Annotated in this window: 19 protein-coding genes and 14 pseudogenes; 14 read left to right on the top strand and 19 right to left on the bottom strand. The window is 40.7% G+C overall.

Translation table 11 applies throughout. The annotated features are described in order from the left end of the window. Positions 1-8: 8 nt before the first annotated feature. The 4 genes and pseudogenes from PN838_RS19405 to PN838_RS19390 all read right to left on the bottom strand — a co-directional run bounded on the left by PN838_RS19405 (position 9) and on the right by PN838_RS19390 (position 3,272). Complete coding sequence (locus PN838_RS19405; protein WP_272181689.1) at positions 9-626, bottom strand: hypothetical protein; 618 nt, start codon at positions 624-626, stop codon at positions 9-11. 26 nt (positions 627-652) lie between these two features. Continuing rightward, complete coding sequence (locus PN838_RS19400) at positions 653-2,194, bottom strand: MASE1 domain-containing protein (RefSeq protein ID WP_272181688.1); 1,542 nt, start codon at positions 2,192-2,194, stop codon at positions 653-655. Between the two features lie 378 nt (positions 2,195-2,572). Continuing rightward, positions 2,573-2,956, bottom strand: a pseudogene (locus PN838_RS19395) (SIMPL domain-containing protein); the annotation flags it as partial. A 100-nt stretch (positions 2,957-3,056) separates the two neighbouring features. Further along, a complete protein-coding gene (locus tag PN838_RS19390) occupies positions 3,057-3,272 on the bottom strand; it encodes an SIMPL domain-containing protein (protein ID WP_272181687.1) in 216 nt (71 codons plus the stop codon). A gap of 458 nt (positions 3,273-3,730) precedes the next feature. On the opposite strand from PN838_RS19390, the pseudogene PN838_RS27570 reads away from it, so the two are divergent. Then, positions 3,731-4,081 (top strand): annotated as a pseudogene (locus PN838_RS27570) (NUDIX hydrolase); the annotation flags it as partial. 61 nt (positions 4,082-4,142) lie between these two features. Here the strand turns inward: PN838_RS27570 and PN838_RS19385 are convergent. The 8 genes and pseudogenes from PN838_RS19385 to zapE form a co-directional block, all read right to left on the bottom strand. Beyond that, positions 4,143-4,598, bottom strand: a complete 456-nt coding sequence (locus PN838_RS19385) for a ClpXP protease specificity-enhancing factor (protein WP_272182657.1) — start codon at positions 4,596-4,598, stop codon at positions 4,143-4,145. 15 nt (positions 4,599-4,613) lie between these two features. After that, positions 4,614-5,239, bottom strand: a pseudogene (gene sspA / locus PN838_RS19380) (stringent starvation protein SspA). Between the two features lie 113 nt (positions 5,240-5,352). After that, positions 5,353-6,114 (bottom strand): cytochrome c1, encoded by a 762-nt coding sequence (locus tag PN838_RS19375; protein ID WP_215965207.1) that lies wholly within the window; start codon positions 6,112-6,114, stop codon positions 5,353-5,355. Next, positions 6,114-7,381 (bottom strand): annotated as a pseudogene (locus PN838_RS19370) (cytochrome b). Before PN838_RS19370 ends, PN838_RS19375 begins: the two are co-directional and overlap by 1 nt. Next, positions 7,381-7,973, bottom strand: a pseudogene (gene petA / locus PN838_RS19365) (ubiquinol-cytochrome c reductase iron-sulfur subunit). Before petA ends, PN838_RS19370 begins: the two co-directional pseudogenes overlap by 1 nt. A 961-nt stretch (positions 7,974-8,934) precedes the next feature. Continuing rightward, positions 8,935-9,328: pseudogene (gene rpsI / locus PN838_RS19360) on the bottom strand (30S ribosomal protein S9). 13 nt (positions 9,329-9,341) lie between these two features. After that, on the bottom strand, positions 9,342-9,770 hold the full coding sequence (gene rplM, locus PN838_RS19355) for a 50S ribosomal protein L13 (protein WP_272181686.1): 429 nt from the start codon (positions 9,768-9,770) through the stop codon (positions 9,342-9,344). A gap of 262 nt (positions 9,771-10,032) precedes the next feature. Next, positions 10,033-11,124 (bottom strand): annotated as a pseudogene (gene zapE / locus PN838_RS19350) (cell division protein ZapE). A 147-nt stretch (positions 11,125-11,271) separates the two neighbouring features. Between zapE and PN838_RS19345 the strand changes: the two are divergent. From PN838_RS19345 to PN838_RS27965, 7 genes and pseudogenes are all read left to right on the top strand, one after another. Beyond that, on the top strand, positions 11,272-11,703 hold the full coding sequence (locus PN838_RS19345) for a ZapG family protein (protein WP_215965203.1): 432 nt from the start codon (positions 11,272-11,274) through the stop codon (positions 11,701-11,703). A gap of 99 nt (positions 11,704-11,802) precedes the next feature. Beyond that, positions 11,803-13,185: a DegQ family serine endoprotease gene (locus PN838_RS19340; RefSeq protein WP_215965202.1), complete on the top strand. Its 1,383-nt coding sequence runs from the start codon at positions 11,803-11,805 to the stop codon at positions 13,183-13,185. Positions 13,186-13,293: 108 nt separating this feature from the next. Continuing rightward, entirely contained in the window at positions 13,294-13,905 is a 612-nt protein-coding gene (locus tag PN838_RS19335) for a trypsin-like peptidase domain-containing protein (protein ID WP_272181685.1), read from the top strand. After that, the gene (locus tag PN838_RS19330; protein WP_272181684.1) at positions 13,880-14,371 is read left to right on the top strand and encodes a S1C family serine protease; all 492 of its coding nucleotides are present in this window, start codon (positions 13,880-13,882) and stop codon (positions 14,369-14,371) included. Before PN838_RS19335 ends, PN838_RS19330 begins: the two co-directional genes overlap by 26 nt. Positions 14,372-14,480: 109 nt before the next feature. Beyond that, positions 14,481-15,626, top strand: a complete 1,146-nt coding sequence (locus PN838_RS19325; protein ID WP_272181683.1) for a methyl-accepting chemotaxis protein — start codon at positions 14,481-14,483, stop codon at positions 15,624-15,626. Between the two features lie 8 nt (positions 15,627-15,634). Then, entirely contained in the window at positions 15,635-15,961 is a 327-nt protein-coding gene (locus PN838_RS19320) for a methyl-accepting chemotaxis protein (RefSeq protein ID WP_272181682.1), read from the top strand. Between the two features lie 2 nt (positions 15,962-15,963). Continuing rightward, a pseudogene (locus tag PN838_RS27965) lies at positions 15,964-16,509 on the top strand (DUF6436 domain-containing protein). 2 nt (positions 16,510-16,511) lie between these two features. On the opposite strand, the pseudogene murA reads toward PN838_RS27965, so the two are convergent. The 7 genes and pseudogenes from murA to PN838_RS19275 form a co-directional block, all read right to left on the bottom strand. Further along, positions 16,512-17,775: pseudogene (gene murA / locus PN838_RS19305) on the bottom strand (UDP-N-acetylglucosamine 1-carboxyvinyltransferase). A gap of 15 nt (positions 17,776-17,790) precedes the next feature. Continuing rightward, entirely contained in the window at positions 17,791-18,048 is a 258-nt protein-coding gene (locus PN838_RS19300; protein WP_215965198.1) for a BolA family protein, read from the bottom strand. A gap of 27 nt (positions 18,049-18,075) precedes the next feature. Then, on the bottom strand, positions 18,076-18,369 hold the full coding sequence (locus tag PN838_RS19295) for an STAS domain-containing protein (RefSeq protein WP_272181679.1): 294 nt from the start codon (positions 18,367-18,369) through the stop codon (positions 18,076-18,078). Positions 18,370-18,372: 3 nt separating this feature from the next. Beyond that, complete coding sequence (locus tag PN838_RS19290) at positions 18,373-19,038, bottom strand: MlaC/ttg2D family ABC transporter substrate-binding protein (protein WP_215965196.1); 666 nt, start codon at positions 19,036-19,038, stop codon at positions 18,373-18,375. A 7-nt stretch (positions 19,039-19,045) separates the two neighbouring features. Continuing rightward, positions 19,046-19,500 (bottom strand): annotated as a pseudogene (gene mlaD / locus PN838_RS19285) (outer membrane lipid asymmetry maintenance protein MlaD). 15 nt (positions 19,501-19,515) lie between these two features. After that, positions 19,516-20,293, bottom strand: a pseudogene (mlaE, locus tag PN838_RS19280) (lipid asymmetry maintenance ABC transporter permease subunit MlaE). A 1-nt stretch (position 20,294) separates the two neighbouring features. After that, positions 20,295-21,092, bottom strand: coding sequence for an ATP-binding cassette domain-containing protein (locus tag PN838_RS19275; RefSeq protein WP_370661119.1), 798 nt, complete (start codon positions 21,090-21,092; stop codon positions 20,295-20,297). Between the two features lie 269 nt (positions 21,093-21,361). Between PN838_RS19275 and PN838_RS19270 the strand changes: the two are divergent. The 6 genes and pseudogenes from PN838_RS19270 to lptB all read left to right on the top strand — a co-directional run bounded on the left by PN838_RS19270 (position 21,362) and on the right by lptB (position 25,653). Then, positions 21,362-22,320, top strand: a pseudogene (locus PN838_RS19270) (calcium/sodium antiporter). Positions 22,321-22,334: 14 nt separating this feature from the next. Next, a pseudogene (locus tag PN838_RS19265) lies at positions 22,335-23,299 on the top strand (KpsF/GutQ family sugar-phosphate isomerase). Beyond that, positions 23,300-23,866, top strand: coding sequence for a 3-deoxy-manno-octulosonate-8-phosphatase KdsC (kdsC, locus tag PN838_RS19260; RefSeq protein WP_215965190.1), 567 nt, complete (start codon positions 23,300-23,302; stop codon positions 23,864-23,866). After that, positions 23,866-24,417 (top strand): LPS export ABC transporter periplasmic protein LptC, encoded by a 552-nt coding sequence (gene lptC, locus PN838_RS19255; RefSeq protein WP_215965189.1) that lies wholly within the window; start codon positions 23,866-23,868, stop codon positions 24,415-24,417. Before kdsC ends, lptC begins: the two co-directional genes overlap by 1 nt. Beyond that, a pseudogene (gene lptA, locus PN838_RS19250) lies at positions 24,417-24,908 on the top strand (lipopolysaccharide transport periplasmic protein LptA). The gene lptC and the pseudogene lptA overlap by 1 nt, the downstream one beginning before the upstream one ends. Positions 24,909-24,927: 19 nt before the next feature. Continuing rightward, complete coding sequence (lptB, locus tag PN838_RS19245; RefSeq protein WP_215965187.1) at positions 24,928-25,653, top strand: LPS export ABC transporter ATP-binding protein; 726 nt, start codon at positions 24,928-24,930, stop codon at positions 25,651-25,653. Positions 25,654-25,656 lie beyond the last annotated feature (3 nt).

Genomic DNA, 25,656 nt, shown 5'->3' with positions numbered 1-25,656 from the left:
ACCAGCCCTTATTGCACTTTACTACGACCTAATACCAATTTCATTACACCACCAAATGCCAAGCCCGCAAAGAGCCAAATACCCACTTGCACGGCAATACCTGTCGAGGTCAATTCACCACTAACGATCTTTGGTGCAGCGGTAAAACAAAACATTAGTGCGCCATAAATAAGACCCATTTTCAGCCAAGGCGTTTGTTTTGCTGTTGGAAGTTCAGCTTCGGGACTATTTAGTAACTCTGCCTTTTTAAACTTCAACCACTTTGTTTTTAACGGTTTACGAAACCAACCCCAAATCGGAAAGGTAATAGCCAATAGAACCAAGCTTGTAAAGTTCCAAAGGCATGGAATGACGTTTTCACATGTAGGGCACATAAACCCAAACCAGTTTTTATAGGCGCCTCGTTTAGCCCATAACAAGCCATTGTGAATCGTATTGCAGTGTGGACAGGGAATATATTGCCGCTCCATTAACGGGGCGTCGCTGGTTTTATCTATTAAGGTTATCTTAGGAATTCGTTGTCCTAGGATAAGCTCATTAAAAGCTAGCCTAGGGTTTACTACCCAGTGTATTAACATTGGGTGAGGTAACTTCCAAATTTTGTATTTTTCTTTGTCAAATTCCATTACAGAGCTCTCGTATTTCAAAACAATTATTTCGTGGTCGTTGATAAATCACTATGACTACCATCGACATAGGTAGAGCAATTTTTACCATTCCGTTTCGAAGTATACAAGCCATCATCTGCGCGTTTTGTTAACGTATTTATCGTATCGTTTTGATCCGCTAGTGTTATGCCTAAACTGATGGTTAGACTGAGGTATTGTTCAAATGTAGAATTTTCAATCATAATTCTTATTTTCTCAGCTACATGCATCAAACCATCTCGGTCAATGTTGTCACAAATCACAATAAACTCTTCGCCGCCCCAACGCCCGAGCAAATCATTTGTTCGGATTTGCAGTTGAATCGCTTCACACATTTGTATTAATACCTGATCGCCAACGTTATGCCCAAACTTGTCGTTTACGAGTTTGAAATTGTCCAGATCGATTAATATCACCCCAAAATGTAAGTTGGTGCGAGCCATACGTGAAAATTCACGATTAATAAACTCTGTGATGAGATGCCGATTTGCGACGCCGGTTAAGTTATCCGTTCGGTATAATTTTTCTAGCTCCTTCATTTTTTCAAAAATGACTTCTTTGGCATTTTGATTTTCATAGGTCACTACCGCTAGACCAAAAATGGAGCATGAAAAAATAGCAACAAACCACTGCAATTGAATAAGAGACAGGTTGCTGTCCCCCACGGCAAAAGGACCTAAATTTTGTGATGTTGCAGTAACCGCGATTGCTAACACAATCAGTTGAATTGTAAAAAGTATGCGCTGCCCATAATGCACCATAGTAACTAACAGCATCGGCAACATAATAGTGCTCAAGAACATCAATTCAATAGGCATAATTATTAAGTCAAAAATAGCTGCTGTCGCTAAACTAGCGGGCAACGCAATAATAAAGAACACCAAAGCGCTATGGTTATGATGAATCTGTTCAGGATTAAACCAAGAGATCAATAATGGCGTAAATACCAATACGCCAACAGCATCACCAACCCACCAAGTAAAAAACATATTGATCAAATCTTTATAACCAATAAAATCAAAAACAGATAGCCCCAATACGCCAAACAAAGCGCTAATTAGGGGCCCTAATATGACCCCGACAGCGACAAAAATGGCAAAATGTAGTTTGCGATGCAATGGGTTATTTGTTTTGGTTAAATGATAAATAAGTGCGGCAGATCCAATGATGCTAAAAACATCACCTATGCCATTAAAAACCCCAGCTATCAAAGAATCAATTAATGCAGTTGAGCTCGAATAGGTCCAAATATTGTTAAACAATACGCCGACAAAAACCCCCGGCCAAACACGGACACCATACTTTAAGGCTAATGCAAACAAGACTCCAGAAGGGATCCAAATAGGACTGACATGGCTAGGTGCAATCGCAAAGCTTTGACTAAATCTCGCGAGCAATATGTATACGACTGTAAAAATTACAATATCTTTTAAGCGGATGTCGTAAAGCGCTTGAACATTAAATAAGTGGTCGCAGGCGACACGTTCTTTAATTCGAATATGACTTTCTATATCTCGTTCAGTGGATGTAACAGTCTTCCACTCCATTAGACAACCCTCTTATTATTATTGGTGAGGTTGTAGTCACAATTAGTGCTTACTAAAACATATCAAAAAACAATGGACTGATCTTCTATATGTCGCTGTGTACTGGCGCTCTATTCGCTTTACTTCATCGCTTTTCGCTGCTGCCAATAGGAGTTCGCCATCTAAAAACACTTAATAACTAGCTTCCTTTGACGTGAATAACATCGGAAATGCATAGTTTCGCTAAATATCGGTACATTAAAAAGAAAGTATAGTCTGTATTTCTTAGTTCGCAGAAAAAACTTCCAAACCATCCCAAATACAGCATGAAAATCGAGTAACGACTTACACTCCTCTGTCGTATATGAAAAAGTTAACCGGCTAATCCGTTACAAAAAACTAAGGATTTATACGATAGATAACCTCAATAGACTTAGTTACTGTAATCGTTTCAGGCGGGTTGATTGACAAGTTCTCTCTCATCGAAGAATTTTGTCTAACACCGAATGCTTGATAACTTCGCCCCTGCTCTCTAACCGAATAAACAGAGCCAATGGTAGCGCCAACTCCCAATGCGAGGTTTTCTGCGCGTTGTTTGGCATCTTTACCGGCTAATACTGACAACTTTTGCTCTATTTCTTTTCGGCTTTGTAAGTCAAACGTAACGTTAATGCCTTCAACTCCGTTGAGGACTAACAGTTTATTCACCAGTTTTTCTGATGCCAATAGATCAAATATCACAACATTAAAATTTTGGGTCATCTCGTAGCCCAAAATCTGAAGTTCGTTTTGAGACTCTCTATGTCGAAAACGCTTTGCTTTTTTGTTATATCAAACGAATTAACATGTTTAGGGTCGATACCCAATTCCGTAATAATCTTGTTCACATGATTAGAAATATTGACGATTTTTTAACGGCATCTTCTGACTCTTCTGCGAACGTAACTATCCGAAAATTGACCTCTGACTTATCTGGCGGTATTTCATATTCAGCATGACCAACCACACTCAAAAACGGAAAGCTGGGTTGTCCCTCTGCAATAAGAACAAAAGGCGATAAAAAAACGGCAAAAAATAAAATTAACGGGATGAATCTCATGAAATATCCTTGTTCAATAGTTAGTGATTCGACAACGGCAATTTGTATAAGTTCACTAAGAATAAAGCAAGTTTTACACTTAAAAACTGTACTTTTTAGGTAACTATCACTTGATTACAACTCGATTTCCATTGCAATTGGGCTTATTTTACCATTGCCCTAAATGACAACTGCAAAGCTAATATCGCAATAAATTTACTTGTCGAAAGCACTACTTAGCTTGTTTTTGTTGGTGTCTGGCGACGCACTCGTGTTAGGGTCAGTATTCTCTGAGTCTCAAATATCTTAATTATGAATTTTAAAAATTGCCCTTATTGCCAAAGTCATCATTTTGAAATGCCTGACAATCGATTCTTTAAGTGTCTTGATTGCCACCAGACCTACTTTCATAACGCGGCTAGTGCCGTAGCGGGTATTATTCATGTCGGGGATGAAATTTTAATAAACGTACGAAAAAAGAACCCGCCGCAGGCTGCCTAGATTTAGTTGGGGGATTTACCGACTTTGACGAAACACTTGAGCAAGCCCTCACACGAGAAACAATAGAAGAGCTAGGTATTCGGATTACTAATTGGAAATATCTCTGCTCAGGCTCAAACACGTACCTTTACGATTCAATTACATATCACACTGTCGACACTACTTTTTATGCCGTACTAGATGCTAAGCCAGACATTACTATCCAACATGATGAGTTAATTGCAGCAAAATGGATAAAAATAAGCGAGATAAACTTTAGTCAATTTGGATTTGACTCATTAAAAGCTGCTCTGCAACTTTATGTCACTAAATTAGCAGGCAATGTCTAAATCGCAAACTAGTGTTTTGGCATAAAAAACCGCCATGAAGGCGGTTTTTACTTTGAAGTTTTTACTTCTTAACTAAAGACAAATGACTTACTTTAGGTTTCTGTTTTTTGGGCTCATCAGCTGCTTTTCCAGCAGATTCAACCTCAGTAACAGCACTTGGAGTCGTTAATGGATCACCATCTAAATCTTGCTCTAGATCATCTGGTAAATCTTCTGGCGGGAACATAGTTCCGGCACCATTTTCTTTAGCGTAGATAGCACTTATGGCATACATTGGGATATAAACGTCATGCGGCACACCACCAAATCGAGCAGAAAAGGTTAATTGTGTTTTATCCATATTTAACGCGTTGACAGCATCAGGACTCACGTTTAATACCACCTGTCCGTCTTTGACGGTTTGAGGCGGTACACTTACATGCGGTAAATCGGCTTCCACAACAATATACGGAGTACAGTCGTTGTCTAAAATCCAATCATAAAACGCCCTCAACAAATAAGGGCGATTTGACGTCAAATTATCCATCTTGACTTAGTACGTCGCGCGAATATCTTTTTCAACATCTGTTAAAGATGCTTGGAAAGATTCACGTTCAAATACACGTAGCATATACGTTTTAACTTCTTTAGACGCAATGCCTTCAAGCTCGATGCCCCAAGAAGGCAAACGCCATAATAATGGTGCTAAATAGCAATCGATAAGACTGAATTCTTCACTCATGAAATATGGCTGTTCTGCAAAAATTGGCGCGATTGCTAAAATGCTCTCTTTCAATTCTTGACGAGCTGAATCATCACCAGCTTCAATTTTACGCGTTAACGAATACCAATCTTGCTCAATTCTATCCATCATCAAACGACAACGACCACGGGCAACCGGATAAACAGGCATCAGTGGTGGATGAGGGAAACGTTCGTCAAGATATTCGTTAATGATATTTGCTCTGTATAGGCCTAGTTCTCTATCAATTAGAGTTGGAACATTACCATACGGATTAACTTCATATAAATCTTCAGGCATGTTGTCAGGCGTTACATAATGAATATCAACGTTGACACCTTTTTCTGCTAGCACTATGCGGACCTATGGTGGCTATACATATCGTTAGCACCAGAAAATAAGGTCATTACTGCTCTTTTGTTTGCAGACACTGCCATTTAAATCTCCATAAATTTAGGGCTTTCGCCACTTAAATTAAATTACGCAAAAAGGGGTTAAACACCCCTTTTTATACTTTAGAATAGTTAACTACTTGAATATTAAAGTATTACTATTTTTTAATATCTCTCCAGTACTCTTTCTTCAAGAGCACTGCAAATACGAAGAATATGAAACTATATAACATGGCTTTCCAGCCCATGCTTTCACGTTCTAAAATCATTGGTTCACCTATGTAAACCATGAAATTTGTTAAATCTCGAACGACAACGTCATATTCATCTTCACTTAGCTCACCAGAACCATCAACAACAATTTGCTCTCCAAGGGAGATACGTTTCATTTCACCGTCGATTAAACGCTCTTCAAAAACTTCTTGTTTTGTAGGAACGCCCTGTAGTTCTTGCAATACATGTGGCATACCAACATCTTTAAATACTGTGTTGTTCACGTTAAATGGACGTGAAGGGTCAACATAGAAAGATTTTAGGTAGCTGTAAATCCAATCTGGACCACGCAAACGTGCTTCCAAAGTTAAATCAGGAGGTGTAGCACCAAACCACTTTTTGGCGTCATCCGCTGGCATCGCATTTTTAATGTGCTCACCAATCTTTGTGCCTTTAGTAAAAACTAAATGCTCTAAACCAAGATCAAGTGGAATACCTAAGTCGTTAAACGTACGTTCGTAACGTTGGTATTGCATTTGGTGACAGCCTAAACAGTAGTTCATGAACGTTTTAGCACCATTTTGAAGAGATGCCTTATCTGTTAAATCAATATCTACTGTATACGGTAAATGACCACCACCTGCTGAAAATGCAGACGTTGAAACTAAACCAACTAACAATCCAAGAGTCTTAATAAACTTTTTCATTATTTTGTGATCCTTTCAGGCAATGGTTTAGTCTTTTCGTTTTTACTGTACAACCATAACGCCACGAAGAACATAAAGTAGGCTATGGTGAATAGTTTCGCCATGGTTTCTTTAAACGGTGTCGCTGGGGTCGCCCCGAGATAACCTAAAACAATAAATACCATTGCAAAAATAATTAGGTTCACTTTGTGTAAACCACAACGGTAACGCCATGAGCGAACTTTACCGCGATCGATCCAAGGAATTAACGCTAACAAGATAATTGAAGCAAACATTGTAACCATGCCACCGAATGGATCTGGAACAGCCTTCAATATCGCGTAGAACGGAGTGAAATACCAAACCGGGAATACGTGCTCTGGTGTTTTAAGATTGTTAGCCGGTTCAAAGTTAGGGTGTTCAATAAACTTACCGTAAAAATCTGGATTGAAGAACATGATGTAGGTGAATATAAACAAGAATACACCAAACGCCATCAAGTCTTTCAACACCATATGCGGGAAGAATGGAACAACATCGTCGAGTAAATCTTTTTCGACGTGTAATATTCATGGAATTCGAATTTTGTTTTATCTTCGTCAGCTACGGTTCCTTTAGGACGTTTAACATCGACACCATCAGGGTTGTTTGAACCCACTTCGTGTAATGCAACGATATGAAGGAAAACCAAAATAACGATAACTAAAGGCAATGCAATAACATGTAGAGCAAAGAAACGGTTTAATGTCGCGCCCGATACGACGTAGTCACCACGGATCCATAACGCAAGGTCTTCACCAATGACTGGGATAGTACCAAATAGTCCGATGATTACCTGAGCACCCCAATAAGACATCTGACCCCAAGGAAGTAGGTATCCCATAAAGGCTTCAGCCATAAGTGCAAGGTAGATGAACATACCAAACAACCACAATAACTCACGTGGTTTTTGATAAGAGCCATACATTAAGCCACGGAACATGTGCAGATAAACCACTACGAAAAACGCCGATGCGCCTGTAGAGTGCATATAACGAATAACCCAACCATATTCAACATCACGCATGATGTATTCAACAGAGGCGAATGCGCCCGCTGCAGATGGTTCGTAACTCATTGTTAACCAGATACCAGTAACCAATTGGTTTACCAAAACGATAGTCGCTAAAAAACCGAATACGTACCAAAAGTTCATGTTTTTAGGCGCAGGATATTTTGACATGTGCATTTCATATGTACGTGTCATTGGGATGCGAGCATCAATCCATTCAACTAAATTTTTAAACATTATGCAGCTCCTCCATCTTCACCGATCAAGATCGTTGTATCGTTGACAAAGTAGTGAGGCGGAACTTGTAGATTTGCCCCGCTGGTACACCGCTAAATACACGTCCAGCCATGTCAAATTTTGAACCATGACAAGGGCAATAAAATCCAGAGTCTTGGCCTTCAACAATTTCCTGATAACCATCAGACAGATAACTTGGTGAGCAACCTAGGTGAGTACAGATACCAACTGCAACAAAGATTTCTTCTTTTTTAGAACGATACGCATTTCTGGCATATTCTGGTTGCTGGTCTGCTGTCGAATTAGCATCTTTTAGATTGTCTTCTGAAATGCTAGAAATTTGCTCTAACATTTTAGGGGTTCGATAAACGATCCAAACTGGCTTGCTTCGCCATTCAACGCGGATCAATTGACCCGGCTCTATTTTGGTAATATCTACTTCCACTGGAGCACCGGCTGATTTAGCTCGAGTACTCGGGTTCCAAGAAGCAATAAAAGGCACTGCCGCAGCTACCACACCAGCTCCACCTACAACTGAGGTGGCGGCGGTAAGGAAACGACGACGACTATTGTCTACGGGCGCATTGCTCATCCAATTTTTCTCCGCGATTAGGATTAAAAAGCGTCTAAGAGTCAACTAATTGTAGCTGGTTCTTAAAATTCTTGTAATTTCTACGATTCTACCGAAAAAGCCCTATGTAAAACAAGGCAATATACAAAGATAGGTTAGAAAAATTCAAATACTTAATGATTATGCCATTAACGGCTACATTTTAACCAGTTAGTTAAGTCGAGATCTGTCTATTTTCCTAACGTTTTGCTCTTTGTTGAGTCACTGAACACTTTTGACTTCATCAAAAAACTTGGCGGCTAGTAACCAAATAGCCTCAAAATTTCATTTGTACGACTATGGCGGAGTTTTTACGTACCACCAAACGGGTCATTATTTTATGCGCTAAAAATGCACAACTTAAATATTTATCCCATAATTCGAAACACAAAAAGTGCAGACGGGTGACACACGTTCGGGTTTAAATACTGGCATAAAAACGTTAATCAAATGACTTATGAACACCCTCTTTGGCCATCCATCGATTCTGGCATCCTGCTTCATTCTACCTCCTACATCCATGTAGTCGTGCCCACCGGGTGTTGCCCCATCCTTGTCTTATCCCAGCTATAAGTTTGAACTTATGAACACCCTCTTTGGCCATCCATCGATTCTGGCATCCTGCTTCATTCTACCTCCTACATCCATGTAGTCGTGGCCACCGGGTGTTGCCCCTTCCTTGTTTGAGATTCATGTTGTACATTTAAGTACCGAACACCCTTCTTGGGCATCCATCGATTCTGGCATCCTGCTTCATTCTACCTCCTACATCCATGTAGTCGTGCCCACCGGGTGTTGCCCCATCCTTGTTTGAGATTCATGTTGTACATTTAAGTACCGAACACCCTTCTTGGCCATCCATGGCCACCGGGTGTTGCCCCATCCTTGGGGCAAAAAAGTCTGCGAGAGCAGACTTTTTGATTTGATAAACGTAATATAAATATTAACGTTTTGAGAACTGTGGACGCTTACGTGCTTTATGTAGACCCACTTTCTTACGTTCAACTTTACGAGCGTCACGAGTAACGTAACCTGCTTGACGTAATGAAGGACGTAAAGACTCATCAAATTCGATAAGTGCGCGAGTGATACCGTGACGAATTGCACCAGCTTGACCTGTAGTACCGCCACCTTTAACTGTAACGTATAGGTCAAATTTACCTAATGTTTCAGTTAATTCTAATGGTTGACGAACAACCATACGACCCGTTTCACGACTAAAGAAATCTTCGATAGTGCGCTTGTTAATTAAGATGTTGCCTGTACCTTGGACGAAGAAATACGCGAGCTGTTGAGCTCTTACGACGACCTGTTCCATAGTATTGAGTATTAGCCATTGGTATATGCTCCTTAAATATCTAAAACTTGTGGTTGCTGTGCAGCATGAGAATGTTCAGCGCCAGCATACACTTTAAGTTTACGGAACATTGCACGGCCAAGAGGACCACGAGGCAACATGCCTTTAACTGCTTTTTCGATGATCATTTCAGGCTTTTTAGCTTGTAAGTCATCAAAATTGATATCTTTAATACCACCTAGGTAACCAGAGTGAGAGTAGTAAATCTTACCTTGGCCTTTGTTGCCAGTAACAGTTACTTTCTCTGCATTAACAACGATGATGTAATCACCAGTGTCCATGTGCGGAGTGTACTCAGGCTTATGCTTGCCACGTAAACGTAGAGCAATTTCTGTTGCGATACGACCAAGGGTTTTGCCCTCAGCATCGACAACATACCAATCACGAGTGATGGTAGATGGTGTTGCAGTAAAGGTTTTCATTATCTAGAACCTAATAAATTAAAGTTTTAAGCCAGTAAGTTGCTGTCATTTGACAACAAAATACCCCATTTCATTTGCACCCCTTCGAGTGCGTAACCTAATGCCGGCTAAAGCAATAAGGTTAGTAACGGTGGGTAGGCGCGGGATTATACAGATTTACAAAGAAAGATCACCTAAAAAATGAACAAAATTATGTAAATCTAAGCAATAAGTCTATTTTTGTTAAAACACGCTGCTTTAAACCAAACCTACTTTAACTCACCTAAGGAATATGCGGTTCGGCCAGATACTCGTGGCTTTGCATTTCCTGCAGTCGACTGATGCACCGTCTGAACTCAAAACCTAATGTACCTGTGGTATAAAGTCGATCCAAAGGGACTGCCGCTGAAATGATCAACTTTACTTTGCGCTCGTAAAATTCATCAACCATAGCAATAAATCGACGAGCAGCATCATCATTGTTCTGCCCCATTTCTTTTACATTTGAAAGTAGAACAGAATGGTATATTCGACTGATCTCCATGTAGTCTAGCTGCGAACGCGCTGTTTCACATAGTGCGCCAAAGTCAAACCACACTACCCCGTCTGCCACTTCGCGCGTTTGAATTTTACGACTTTCAATTTCTATCGTGAAATTCTGCTTGCCCACTTCAGGAGCAAGTTGCTTGAAATACTTATGAAGGTTGCTATCTGCCTGCGCATCGAGTGGTGAATGAAAAATTTCAGCTTTTTTAATGTTCTCAAACGATAATCAACGCCAGAGTCGACATTAACCACATCGCAATGTTGCTTTAATAAGGCAATCGCTGGTAAAAATCGAGCGCGCTGTAGCCCATTTTTGTATAAATCGTCCGGCACTATGTTTGAAGTCGTTACAAATACAACATTTAGTTTAAACAGCTCTTCTAATAATGTTCCTAAAATCATTGCGTCAGTTATATCGGAAACATAAAACTCGTCAAAACAAATAATCTGTGTTTTATCGGCGAAGCGTTTCGCCACAATTTTTAACGGGTCACTAACACCTTTTAACGAATTTAACTCATCATGAACTTTGTGCATAAAGCGGTGAAAATGAATGCGTAGTTTTTTTCAATTGGCAAACATTCATAAAAGGTATCGACCAAATACGTTTTACCGCGTCCAACACCGCCCCAAAAATAAATCCCCTGAGCCGTTTGGGGCTTCGACTTATTACCAAACAATTTTGAAAAAAGCTCGGCTTTTCAGTTTGTTGATTTAGCACTAAATCATCATATAAACGTTGTAAGTTTTTAACGGCATTTTCTTGTGCAGCATCATGCTGGAAATCGTTACGTTGCAAATCAGTCTGATATTGTTGCCAAGGAGTCATTTCAGTGGTCGGATTCGACATAATATTAAGTTCTACGCTTTAAATTTTTAATTTTGACTATATAAAGAAAATAGTAACATGGCATAGGCGTTCTGAGACATAATCAATTATGATAAAAGACGTAAATTTATTATTTAGGAAGTAGTTATGGAAATTTTGACTGGTATTTTATTATTTCTGTTGGGCTTGATTGCCGGCATCGGAATTATGTTACTTAGAGGCAAGTGGGATTCAGGGGTCCAACAAACACAAACTGCATTAAACCAGTGCCAACAAGATCAAGCGCAACTAAAGCAAGATTGGCAAGATCAACTTGCGCAGTTTCGTTCAGTTGCAACTAACTTAGACGAAATGTCGCGCCACATTAATAGCAATATTCAAGAAGCTGAAAGTCTGCTTAATAAAGCACCTAAAACACCTTCATTCCCATTCTTTTCTAAAGAGGCGACTGAAATATTGCAAAGTGCAGATTCGAAAAAACGCGAAAAAACAATGCTTTCAGATCAACCATTGGATTATTCATCTACAAAATCAGGTGTATTTGAAGGCGAAAATTTAAACAAAAAACAAAGTGTGTAACACAGACTTTGATTTTAAAAAGTAACATTATGTTTCAACAGTGAACTTAGCCAAGCTAATCCTGTCTGTTTCAGTGATTCTATTTAAGGAGTACGGAAAATGTCAGTTTCGGTAAAAACTAAAATCATTAAACTAACCACGATTTCAGCAATTGTATTATCAAGTCTCAGTATGAGCCTTCCTGCACACGCAGCGTTTCCATTTTCATCATTCAAAGACGAAGTCCCTTCTTTGGCTCCTATGGTGGAAAGGGTAACGCCTGCCGTTGTCAACATTTCGGTTAAGGGCAGTAAAGAAGTCAAAGCTGGAATGGACCCATTTCAATATTTCTTTGGTCAACGACGAGGTCAATCGCAAGTTCAAGAAAAACCATTTCAAGGTTTAGGTTCTGGTGTGGTTATCGACAAAGATAAGGGTTACATCGTTACCAACTTCCATGTAATAAATGACGCCGATGAAATATTAGTCACCCTAAAGGATGGCCGCAAATTCAAAGCAAAAAAATTGGGCGGAGATGAACAAAGCGACATCGCCGTGTTAAAAATTGAACCCGACAATTTAACAGAAATGGAACTAGCCGATTCAGATAAAATTCGAGTTGGGGACTTTGTTGTTGCCATTGGTAATCCATTTGGTTTAGGTCAAACCGTTACATCCGGTATTGTCAGTGCAAAAGGACGCACAGGGTTAAACACGAGTAACGGCGGTTATGAAGACTTTATTCAAACTGACGCCGCTATAAATTCAGGAAATTCTGGTGGTGCGTTGGTCAATCTTAACGGTGAGTTAGTCGGTATTAATACGGCGATTATTGCCCCGGGCGGCGGTAACGTTGGGATAGGTTTTGCTATACCTTCAGTAATGATGAATAACTTGATTGAACAAATCATCGAATTTGGTGAAGTCAAACGCGGCGTTTTAGGTATCCAAGGCGCCAACATGGATTCAGATATCGCGGCCGCATTTGGTCTAAAACTGGCGCAAGGTGCTTTTGTACAACAAGTTATGCCAGACTCCTCGGCAGAAAAAGGCGGGCTTAAATCAGGTGACGTTATCACTCATGTTGACGGCGTGAAAATACGTTCATTTACTGAATTAAGAAGTAAAGTCGCAACTAAAGGCGCAGGCACAAAAGTTGAACTACAAGTATTACGAGACGGCGATGAAGTTGATGTCAACGTTGTATTAGGTGCAGCTGACCAACCTGTGGTTACTGCGGAAAATATTCACCCATCATTAAAAGGTGCAAAACTAGCTGCGGGCGAGACAAAACGAGGCGAAGCTGGTGTCGTTGTTTCTGAAGTTGCAGAACGTTCACCCGCCGCTATGGTAGGGCTTGAAGATGGCGATGTCATAGTTGCAGTTAATAATAAACGAGTAATATCCGTTACCGAACTAAGAGAATCACTGGAAAATTCCGGCGGCGTTATGGCGCTTAATGTATCTCGCGGTGGCAGTTCATTATTCATACTCATTCGATAACTCGCTTTTTACTCAAGAACGGCCTACAATATCCAACATTGTAGGCCTTTCTCATTGGCCCAACAGTGACAACTTTATAGATAATTTACAGTAAGTTAAGGACAGCCAGTGTTGCAGAAGTTCCGTTATATTTTTAATGCGATTGCTTATGGTTTGGCAGCTGCGTTGGTTGTCATCGCAATAAACCCACAACTGCGTTCAAATCTTGGTATTACCCAGTTTACTGACAAAGTCATTAATCAGGAGGCCATGTCATTTGCAAACGCAGTTAAATTGGCAGCGCCTGCAGTTGTTAATATCTATTCTATTGTTGTTAATCACAGTAACTTTAATCAAACGCAGGCAATTAACGATCTTGGTTCAGGTGTCATTATGGCGTCGAATGGGCACATTCTCACCAACTACCATGTTGTTGATAGCGCCGAGATTATCTACATCGATTTACAGGATGGACGACGTTTTAGTGCCGAAGTTATTGGTTTGGACGAAGTCACCGACTTAGCATTATTAAAAATTGACGCCACCAACTTACCTACTATCCCACAAGATCCAGACCTAGAAGCGCAGGTAGGCGATATTGTTCTAGCCATCGGTAACCCATTAAATTATGGCCAAACGATTACTCAGGGCATTATCAGTGCCTCTGGCAAACGCGGCCTAACGCCAAGGCCCAAGCCATGGCGATTTGATTCAGATGGATGCAGCTATAAATGTAGGTAATTCAGGCGGTGCCTTAGTAAATTCGAAGGGAATGTTGGTCGGCATCAATACTGCGTCTGCACAATCAGACCGGACTGGTATTCAAGGGATATTTTTTGCTATTCCTTACAAACAAGCAAAAAATATTATGGATAAACTGCTCGCCGATGGTGAAGTTAAGCGGGGTTATTTAGGACTCAGTGGTACGGCAATAAACCAAATGGGGGCACCGGTAAGAAGCAGTGTTGAGTCCATCGCTGGTATCCAGATCACAAGTGTTGATCCCCTCGGTCCGGCGTGGGCTTCAGGTTTAAAAGCAAATGACGTACTGTTGTCGGTTAACGGCAAACAACTTATCAGTTTAAGTGAACTCTTGTCATTTGTTGAAAACGTCGAGCCCGGTAGCATCATAACTTTTAAACTGTTCCGAAATGGCAATTTATTAAATAAGGACGTTGAAGTCGGAAGACTTGAAACCAGTCGATAACGGATTACCCTGCGACCAACTGCAAAACTGCATGCAATGACTAAATTTGTATTTGCCATTTAAAATACTACGCTTAACACAAGCAGTAGATTTTAAATTCGGAGTGGTTATGCAGTATCCGTGGTTAAGAAAAGCCAATAAGACATTTATTTATGTCATAATCTCACAGTTAGTTTTTGGCCTAGTTATTGGGCTCTTTAATGATAGCTTTACACAGGCACTTATTATCGGCGGGATAATAGCCGCATTCCCATTATTGCTGTTAACCCAAAAACCTTATGAAACAATCACGCGTCATTGTGTCGCAATTGCAATTCAATTAGCAACCGCCCTGCATATCCATTTAGCGCAGGGTTTAACCGAAATTCATTTTGAGATATTTTCGTTGCTTGCCATTTTGATATTTTATCGAGATTGGAAAGTTATCCTCACGAGTGTTTTGGTCGTTGCAGTCCACCATGTCCTATTCTTTATTTTGCAACTACAGAACATGCCTGTTTATGTATTTGAAGCCGGTCATCTTGCGGTTTACATATTAGTTATTCATGCATTATTTGCCGTGATTGAAGGTTGTATCCTAATGTATATTGCAAAAGACAGCCACGACGAAGGGGTGGCCGCTTATGCTGTTCAAAATTCGATTCATCAGATTTTGGCTCATTCTGGGAAATTTGACCTGACGGTGCCAATTCCTAACCAGTTGCCTGCATTAAACGAATATAATCGACTGATCATGTCCTTTAAATCTTTAATTGAACAAACGAAAAACACCGCAAATACAGCGTTAACCGCAACTCAACAAGCGGTAGATACCTCTACAGAAATGATGGCCTACTCAGAGCAAGGCACAGGTCAAGTTGAATCGATAGCTCGTTCTGTGGAAAATATGGCGATGGCAAATTCTGACATTTCAAATCGCGCCAAGGATGTAAGTGATAGTGCAAAATCAGCTCAGGGCTCAACTTTAGAGATCCAAGAAACCATAACGCACTCTCACCAAACCATTAGGCAATTGAAAGAGATCATTTCATCTACCGCTGGCACAATTGAAAACTTATCATCAAAATGCAACCGAATCACCGAAGTTATGACATCAATAACCGCGATATCTGATCAAACAAACCTGCTCGCGTTAAATGCCGCCATTGAATCAGCCAGAGCGGGTGAGCATGGACGCGGCTTTGCCGTAGTGGCCGATGAAGTGCGTCAACTGGCTACAAAAACTCGTGAAAATGCTCAGGGATTAGTGAAATAGTACAAACCTTGATAGAAGATGCTGGCCTATCGGTAACGCAAATGGGCAACTGTATTTCCCAAGTTGACCAAGCTGTGGAACAGTCTGAGCGAATGTCAGATACTGCAAATAAAGTCGTTTCTAGTATCAAATTAGTTGCAGATAACATTACGTCAGTAGCTGACGCAACGGTTCATCAATCCGACGTATCCGATGCGATTTCTAGCGCAACACAAGAGATGCAAAATCTATCTTCCATTTTAAATCAAAACATTTCTTTGACGCAGCAAGAGATGCAGAATTTGCAGTTGCATATTGGTGAACTCAACGACGAATTACAAAAATTCGAAGTGTAACAATGAAGTCGACAAGGTGGTATTGGGCCGTCGCAATGGCAATTTGGGCAAGTGTCGTCATTATCTTGCTCTACCTGACGACCATTAAAACGTTAACAGAGTTTGATCCTAAGCAACAGTTGGTAACGCAGGCTGCATCGAGTTCATTTGATCAAGATTTCAAAGCGAGAATACAGCAATATGCACCTCAGCTAAATAATACCGTAGTGCATTTTAGCCAATCTCAGTGCAACTGTAATAAGGCGGCAGAGGAGCACATAAATAGTGTTAAGTTGCTTGCCTAGGAACACTTGATGTCTAATATCGTTATCAACGAAGATTCAAAAGACATGCTAGCTTTAATCCCATCCACACCTGCAGTTGCTGTTTTTGATCAAGACGGTGAGTTACGGTATTTAGGGCCCTATTCTGCTGGATACAGCTGTACTATTGGAAATGGAATCGTGGAGTCATTTATTTCTAATATGGGGAAATCTGTTGCAGTAGGCGCTGCGGTTATTTCGCAAACAAAAGGCTGCTACTGTGCAGTAACAGCCTTAAAATCTTAAAACTAAGGTTGGTCTACACGTTCAATCAGAGCGCCCAACGCGATCAGTTTCTTTTCAATTTTTTCGTAACCACGGTCGATATGAAACACTTCGTCAAGTTGTGTTGTACCTTTCGCTACAAGGCCTGCAATGACAAGACTAGCTGATGCTCTCAAGTCAGTAGACACAACCTGTGCCCCCGTTAGCTTATCACTACCAGTACAAATAGCAGTGTTGCCTTCAAGTTGGATCTCAGCGCCCATTCTGCGTAGTTCAGGGACGTGCATGAAACGATTTTCAAAAATCGTTTCAGTAATCGTTCCTACCCCTTTTGCAACTACATTTAAAATTGTAAATTGGGCCTGCATATCCGTTGGAAAACCAGGATGCGCTAGTGTTTTGATATTCACTGACTTAAGTTGACGATTGCGCATATCAAGCCGAATAGAATCATCATCCCATTCAACAATCGCGTTTGCGTCACGCAACTTTTCGATAACAGGTTCAATCAAACGGTAATCTGTATTTCGACAAACAATGTCGCCACCTGTTACCGCAGCCGCCACTAAAAACGTGCCAGTTTCGATACGGTCAGGTAACACAGTGTGTTCACAACCCACTAATGTATCAACACCTTCAATTTCGATGTTATTACTACCAGCACCAGTGATCTTGGCACCCATTTTATTTAAACATACGGCAAGGTCGACAATTTCAGGCTCACGCGCAGCGTTTTCAAGAATTGTGGTACCTTCGGCTAAAACAGCGGCCATCATCAAGTTTTCAGTTGCACCAACACTTATCGTGCTCATGTAAATCCGATTGCCCTTGAGGCGACCATCAACTTTCGCCTTAACCATACCAGCTTCAACTGTAATTTCAGCACCGAGCTTCTTTAACCCTTCGATATGCAAATCAACAGGTCTCGCCCCAATTGCACAACCGCCTTAGTAACGATACTTCAGCATGGCCAAATCGCGCTAAAAGCGGGCCCAATACCAAGATTGAAGCACGCATCATATTGACGAGATCATATGGGGCATTTGTTGAATAAATCGGACCAGCATCAATGGTGACAGTATTGCCCACTTGCTTTGTTTTGGTCCCGAGCTGTTCTAACAATTGGCGGGTGATAACAATGTCCCGCAAATCGGGAACGTTATGAAACACACACGGATGTTCATTCAAAATAGAACTGATTAATATAGGCAGTGCGGCGTTTTTAGCACCGGAAATGGTCACTTCGCCACTAAGGGCTGGACCACCGGTAATTAGCAATTTTTCCATAGGAACAACTTGTAGTTAGGAAAGGAGTTGAAGTTTTTTGTCTTTTTCCCACGCCGCAGGGGTGTAGGTTTTAATGCTAACTGCATGCATGCTGCCGTCAGAAATATTTGCCAACAAAGGTTTATAAACTAATTGTTGTTGCTTCACTCGAGACAAACCGTCAAAACAGGCGCCTACAGCAGTGATATGAAAATGTGAACCGTCTGATTTAACAATAACTTCACTTAAATCAAGTTGTTCATTTAAAAGGGTTTTGATTTGGTTTAAATCCATAATACGCTCAAAATTGGAACTGAATTTTTAATTGCGATGTAATGGCAGTAACTCTAACACGTTGCTTATATTCGCTAAAGCAATTAATTGTTCAGAACCGCCGCAAATCGTAACAAGCTTGTGTAATTTTTGATAATGATCGACAACCTTTAACAGGTACGCGACACCTGCGGTGTCGATGTTGATCACTTTTTCAAGGTCTATTTCGACCCGATCATCGAACGCTAAAAACTCGTAAAGTGCATCATCAGATAAATTAAATCGATCTAATTCACCGTCAATTAGTAACTTATTCTTATCGCGTTTAACATTAACTGACATGGGTTAACCTAGGTCTTTTGTGACGATTGGCTTAGCGGCTTTCTCTAATAAAAACTGAGTAACAGACTCTATGCCTTGTTGGCGGATTAGCCCCTGCAACTCCTGCGTTTTACTATTTAACACGCTGATGCCCTGTGCAACCATGTCGTATGCGGCCCATTCACCTTGCTTGTTTTTACGCAATACAAATGAAATTGGAATATCTGGACGACCTTCATCTAACACACGAACTTTAACTTGCACGCGTTTACCAGTAACCGGTGTAGAAGGTTCAAATATAACTTGCTGGTCTTTATATAAAGTCAAAATACCAGCGTAAGTCGCGATTAAATAAGAACGAAAAGCTTCATAAAACTCTTCCCTTTGTTCTTTAGTGGTCTGGCGATAATAAGGACCCAAAACTTTTGCCGCTGCAAATTTGTGATTAATCGTTGGAGCTAATTGCTCTGCAACAACACCACGTAGAACTTCTGGGTCTAGCTGAATTTGTTCTTGTTCACGTGCAATGCGTCTAAATAAACGGTCTGCAACAACGCGCACTAATCCAAATGGATCAGATTTATCTACGTTTGATAAATCAGTAATGTTTTCAGTTTTTACCGGTGCTGAATAAACTGGGGCTGCAAGCCCTACGACCAATAAAAGCGATAAAGAAAAATGTTTAATCATGATTACCCTAGCTAAATAAAAATTGCCCAATTAACTCTTCAAGTACTAAGGCTGACTTCGTATCTTCAATAAAGCCACCCTCACCTAATATTTCAACGGTTTCGTCGATAAACCCAGGTTCCAATCCTAAATACTGTTCACCGAGTAAACCAGAGGTCAGAATGGACAACGAACTTGTGTCTGGGAAGTTGTTGTATCGTGAATCAATTGCAAGTTTTGCGATTGGTGCATAATCAACAGGATCAAGTGTGATTTCTTCAACTCGTCCAATAACAACACCACCAACTTTAACCGCGCTACGCACTTTTAAACCGCCAATATTGTCAAATTTTGCATAAAGATTATATGTCTGACCCGACCCTGTAACCCCTGCGCTGGCCACATTTAAAGCCAAGAAAATCAAAGCTGCAATACCCAACGCGACAAAAAACCAACCATTATTTCAAACTTTCGAGATGTCATTTAAATTACCAACTTTTAATTTCCAAACATAAGGGCTGTAAGAACAAAGTCCAACCCCAATACTGCCAACGACGCTTGCACAACAGTTTGTGTTGTCGCCTGGCTAATTCCTTCCGACGTCGGAACTGCATCATAACCTCTAAATAATGCAATCCAAGTCACTACAAACGCAAAAACAATACTTTTAATAACACCGTTTAAGATGTCATCTGTGAAATCAACGCTAGCTTGCATAATGGACCAGAAGCTCCCTGATCAACACCAAGCCACTCGACACCAACTATGTGGCCACCAAGAATACCTACCGACGAAAACATGATTGCCAACAAAGGCATACTAATCACACCAGCCCAAAATCGCGGAGCGACTATACGGCGAAGTGGATCAACCGCCATCATTTCTAACGACGTTAACTGCTCTGTTGCTTTCATCAAGCCAATTTCAGCTGTTAATGCCGAACCTGCACGACCAGCAAACAGCAATGCGGTAACAACCGGCCCTAATTCTCTTAATAGTGCCAATGACACCATAGGACCTAAGCTATCCTCAGCGCCGTAATCAATTAACACAGTATAGCCTTGCAAGGCGAGTACCATACCGATAAATAAACCTGACACTAAAATAAGCACAAGTGACTGAACGCCAACCACATGTATTTGCTTAATTAGCAGTGGAAACGCTTTTTGAAATTTGGTTTACCACCAAATAAAGCACCAAATAAAAGATACGTCGCCCGACCAATTGCCGCGAAACTACTTAACGTACCCTTACCTAAATTTTGCAACCAATCCATCTTAATCCTGCATTAAATCTTGCTTGATAGGCTGAGCGTTGTAATGAAATGGCACCGGACCATCTGACTCACCCCTTAAAAATTGCTGGACCAAAGGTGACTCACTCGCCAATAGTTGCTCTTTAGTTCCATGCCCAATAACTCTTTTATCGGCAACGATATAAATATAATCAGCAATACTCATCACTTCTGTTACATCATGAGATACCACAATGCTTGATAAGTTCAATGACTGGTTTAAATCTCTTATTAAACGAACCAATACGCCCATAGATATTGGGTCTTGTCCTACAAATGGTTCGTCGTACATTATCAATTCTGGATCCAGAGCAATTGAACGTGCCAAGGCAGCTCGTCTTGCCATACCTCCGGATAACTCATTTGGCATCAAGCTGTGAGCACCACGCAAACCAACGGCCTCAAGTTTCATTAAAACCATAGTTCGGATGATCTCTTCCGGTAACTTAGTGTGTTCTCGAATTGGAAACGCCACATTATCAAAGACCGTCATTTCTGTGAATAACGCTCCACTTTGAAATAACATGCTCATTGTCTCACGAACTTTATATAATTCCGAACGACTCAAAGAAGGGATATTGTGGCCATTAACAAGAATTTCACCCGAATCAGGATATAATTGACCGCCAATCAAACGCAGCAAGGTTGTTTTGCCTATACCACTCGGTCCCATTATTGCGGTCACTTTACCTTTAGGAAAGATCATAGACATGTTGTCGTAGATCAATCTGTCGCCTCTAGAAAACGTCACGTTTTTTAGTTCAACATGTGGTGATTTCAACCAATCTGAGGGTTGTTCACTGTTTTCTAATTGAGAGGTCAATCGCAACTCCGATTCTGACATTAATAGTGGCTCCATATGATGTACATTGTATGAGTTAAATAGCGATTATGCTACGTCTAAAACGTTAAAAAATGTAACGTAGCTATATTGACGAAAAATCACGCAAAAAGTTTCCTAAATGCGTTAAATCAACGATAATTCTTTGCTTTATAATTCTACAACCGCCACAATATCAGGCAACTATGTTTATCGATATGACTTAATTTATGTTATCTGCCTCAATAATTTTAATTCTTTCCTTTGCGGTGCTCGTGTGGAGCGCCGACAAATTTGTATATGGAGCTTCTGGATTAGCCAGAAATCTGGGCGTTTCTCCAATGATCATCGGCTTAACTATAGTTGCAATGGGCTCATCTGCACCTGAAATAATGGTATCAGCCAATGCGGCATTAAATGGTGCGACGGATACCTCCGTCGGTAATGCACTTGGTTCTAACATTACAAATATACTTTTAGTGCTTGGCATTACAACGATGGTTCGCCCACTGACAGTATCTTCTACCACCTTATATCGTGAAATGCCGATTCTATTAGGATTTACATTGCTCGCTTGGTATATCTTATCTGATAATGTTTTAAGCTTTAACGAAGGAATCGGCCTGTTGGTTGGCTTTTTTATGTTTATTGGCTTTCTCATTTTTTGGCTAACCACACTAAGAACCCTAACGACCCTTTACTTGCCGATAACGACGACGAAATCCCGTCAGATCTACCAACCTTATATGCCGTGTTATGGGTCATCGCCGGGTTAATCATGTTGCCACTTAGCTCTCACTTTTTAGTCAACTCTGCAGTGATCATCGCTCAATTCTTTGGCATTAGCGACCTTGTTATTGGATTAACAATTATCGCGATTGGAACCAGTTTGCCAGAGCTTGCGGCAAGTGTAGCCGGCGTATTAAAAGGCGAAGATGACATGGCAATTGGTAATGTCATCGGCTCAAACATATTTAATATCCTAGCCGTGTTATCGGTTGGCGCCCTTATTCATCCGAGTGAAATAGACCCGAACGCCGCATCCCGTGATATTTTTGTCATGATCGGAGCAACAGTCGCTCTACTGTTTATGGCAATGAACTTTAAAGGCACTCGCAGAATTAATCGCGTTGAAGGCGGTTTACTGTTAGTAGGGTTCGTTGCATACCAAATTGTCTTATTTAGTTAATTTAAGTCGTTATTATGAATTCGTTAATACAATCAGGTTTACAAGTTATTGCGATTGAAAAGGCCGCTATTGAGCAACTTTCCGATTCCATAGACATCAATTTTGCAAATGCATGCGAACTAATGTTGGCGTGTAAAGGGCGAATTATTGTTACTGGAATGGGCAAGTCAGGTCATATAGCCAACAAAATAGCGGCGACATTAGCTAGCACAGGGACACCAGCTTTTTATGTTCACCCCGGTGAAGCAAGTCACGGCGACTTAGGTATGTTTACTGACGCCGATATAGTGTTAGCGTTATCAAACAGTGGTGAGACAGCCGAAGTCATTTCGTTATTACCGGTGTTAAAACGCATTGGCTGTGCAATTGTCTCTATGACTGGAAAACCAAGCTCAACACTAGCCGTTAATTCCGATGTGCACCTTTATGCAGGCGTTAAACAAGAAGCCTGCCCACTCGGACTTGCACCAACAGCATCGACAACAGCGAGTTTAGTTCTTGGCGATGCATTGGCCGTGTCAATGTTAGAAGAACGTGGGTTTACCGCGGAAGACTTTGCCCTTAGTCACCCCGGCGGAGCACTTGGCCGTAAGTTATTACTCACTAATAAAGATGTAATGCATACTGAAAAACGGATCCCGTTGGTCACTGACCAAGCGACATTAAAACAAGCGATCATCGAAATGTCAGCCAAAGGACTTGGTATGACGGGGATCACCAATGACCAGGGACAATTAGCGGGTATTTTTACCGACGGAGACTTGCGTCGTTGTCTAGATCAAGACAAGCTCGACATGTCCGCCGGTATAGTTAACTATATGACTCGTAACTCAATTTGCAGCGCCGCAAATATCCTTGCCGCAGAAACTTTGCATATTATGGAAGAAAAAAGATAAACAGTCTTTTTATAATCGATGATAATAACTTCCCAGTGGGCGCGATAAATATGCACGACTTATTAAAAGCAGGGGTACTTTAAATGCGCAGATATGAAACTTGGTATCAGGCAATACCAAATGATGTTGTCGCTCGCGCGCAGCAAATCAAATTATTAATATGCGATATCGACGGCGTTTTTTCAGACGGAACCGTAATTCTAGCCAACAGTGGTGAAGAATTAAAAGGCTTTAATACCAAAGATGGTTATGGCATTCGTTCTTTAATAGATGCAGGTGTTGAAGTCGCCGTAATCACGGGACGCAAATCAACAATTGTGCAAACTCGCATGAGCAGTTTAGGTGTAAAACATATTTACCAAGGTATGGACCAAAAACTAGAAGGTTACGAGCAACTAAAATCAGACTTAAACTTAACCGACGAACAAATCGCATACATTGGTGATGATTTTCCAGATGCTCCGGTAATGTTAAAAGTTGGCCTTGCAACCGCTACAGGCGACGCGCACCCATATATCAAAAGCATTGCTCATTTAGTAACGACATTAAATGGTGGACGAGGTTCTGTAAGAGAATTAACCGACCTACTGATCATGGCGAACTATGGTGAAGAGTACATTACCGAGAATATCACCGGAGCAAGTCTATAATGTTAGCCCGTGGCGTTGTTGTTATATTGTTTTTGGGGATCGTTGCCGTTTTATGGCAGCCCAATTTCGCGCCACAATCGCAAATGCCTTTTGACTTTGAAGAAGAACTGATCCCGGAATTTACCGCTAAATTGCTGCATCAAGAGTTGTTTGACTCTAATGGTGAACTGCAGCAAGAAGTGTTTTCACAAAAAATGGAGCACTTCTCAGAGTTGTCCCTTACTCATTTTATTTCACCTGAATTTATAATTTATCAAGATAAAAAACCATTTTGGCGACTCTCCGCACAAATTGGCGACATGCAAGAAGGTATATTAACCTTAGATAAAAATGTCATCATGGTACAACTTGGCGAAAAGTCGTTAATCCAAACCATAACAACAAATTTTTTAGAAATTAACTTAGACTCTAACTTGGTAACAACAGACAATCCGATTACGATTACGGGTGATAAATTGACAATTGTTGGGCAAGGTTTGGTTGCAAATTTAACTGAAGGCACGGTGACACTAACTCATCATGTGGAAACGCTGATTAAAGGTAACAAGTAATGACATTCAAGCGACACGCGTATATCGCCACAATATTGGTTGCTCTATTTAGTATGGCCGTTTCGGCAAACAGCGAAGATTTGAAAATAAAATCGGACAATCAAGATCTTAATTACAACAACAATACGATGTATTTTAAAGGTAATGTTGTTGTTTCTCAGGGGCCTATATCAATTAAAGCGGATGAGCTATTTGTCGACACCTAGGACGGCACTGGTGAAAAATTAATTGCCAAAGGCAGTCCGGCTTTATTTACTCAAATCGACGAAGAAAACGGTAACTTAACCGCAAAAGCAAACGAGATTGAATACTTTGTTACAACTCAAACCCTTAAATTAAGTGGCGACGCAAAGTTTAAACAAGGTGGCTCTGAAGTACAAAGTGGCTCGATCGAATTTGACCTTGCTAAAAAGCGCGTAAAAGCGGATGGCGATGCCTCAACGGGTGGTCGAGTTACCACTACGATAAAAACAAAAAAGAAAAACGGCTAACGACGGAATTAATAACTCGATGACTAAATTAATCGCAACACATCTCGCCAAGTCGTATAACAAAAGGCAAGTTGTAAAAGACGTCAGTATTTCAGTTAATGCCGGCGAAGTCGTCGGACTACTTGGGCCAAATGGTGCCGGTAAAACGACAACTTTTTATATGATAGTTGGATTGGTTCCTAACGACAAAGGTAGCATTACGCTTAATGATATTGACTTAAGTCACGAACCAATGCATGTTCGTGCTCGTCATGGAATAGGTTATTTACCACAGGAATCATCGATATTTAGAAAACTTACTGTTTCCCAAAATATCATGGCCGTGTTACAAATGAGAAAGGACATCAATGCCAACCAAAAAGCCGATTTGTTAGATGATCTTATTGGTGAATTTCATATAGAACACATTCGCGATAGTTTAGGTATGGCATTGTCAGGTGGTGAGCGTAGGCGAGTAGAAATTGCAAGAGCGCTGGCTGCGGATCCTAAAATCATATTACTTGACGAACCATTTGCTGGGGTTGACCCTATATCAGTAATTGATATTAAAAAGATTATCCAACAACTCGTCGCAAAAGGGATCGGTGTTTTAATTACCGACCATAATGTACGTGAAACGCTTGATGTATGTGAAAAAGCCTATATCGTGAGTCATGGTGAATTAATCGCAGAAGGTACACCAGAAGAAGTCCTTGCTAGCGAAATCGTGAAAAAAGTTTACTTAGGTGACCAGTTCACTTTGTAATTT

Source organism: Psychrosphaera algicola (genome assembly GCF_028401425.1).
GTDB classification, from domain to species: domain Bacteria; phylum Pseudomonadota; class Gammaproteobacteria; order Enterobacterales; family Alteromonadaceae; genus Psychrosphaera; species Psychrosphaera algicola.
Note: the sequence above shows the minus strand (reverse complement) of the source record. Positions and strands in the feature narration are given on the sequence as shown.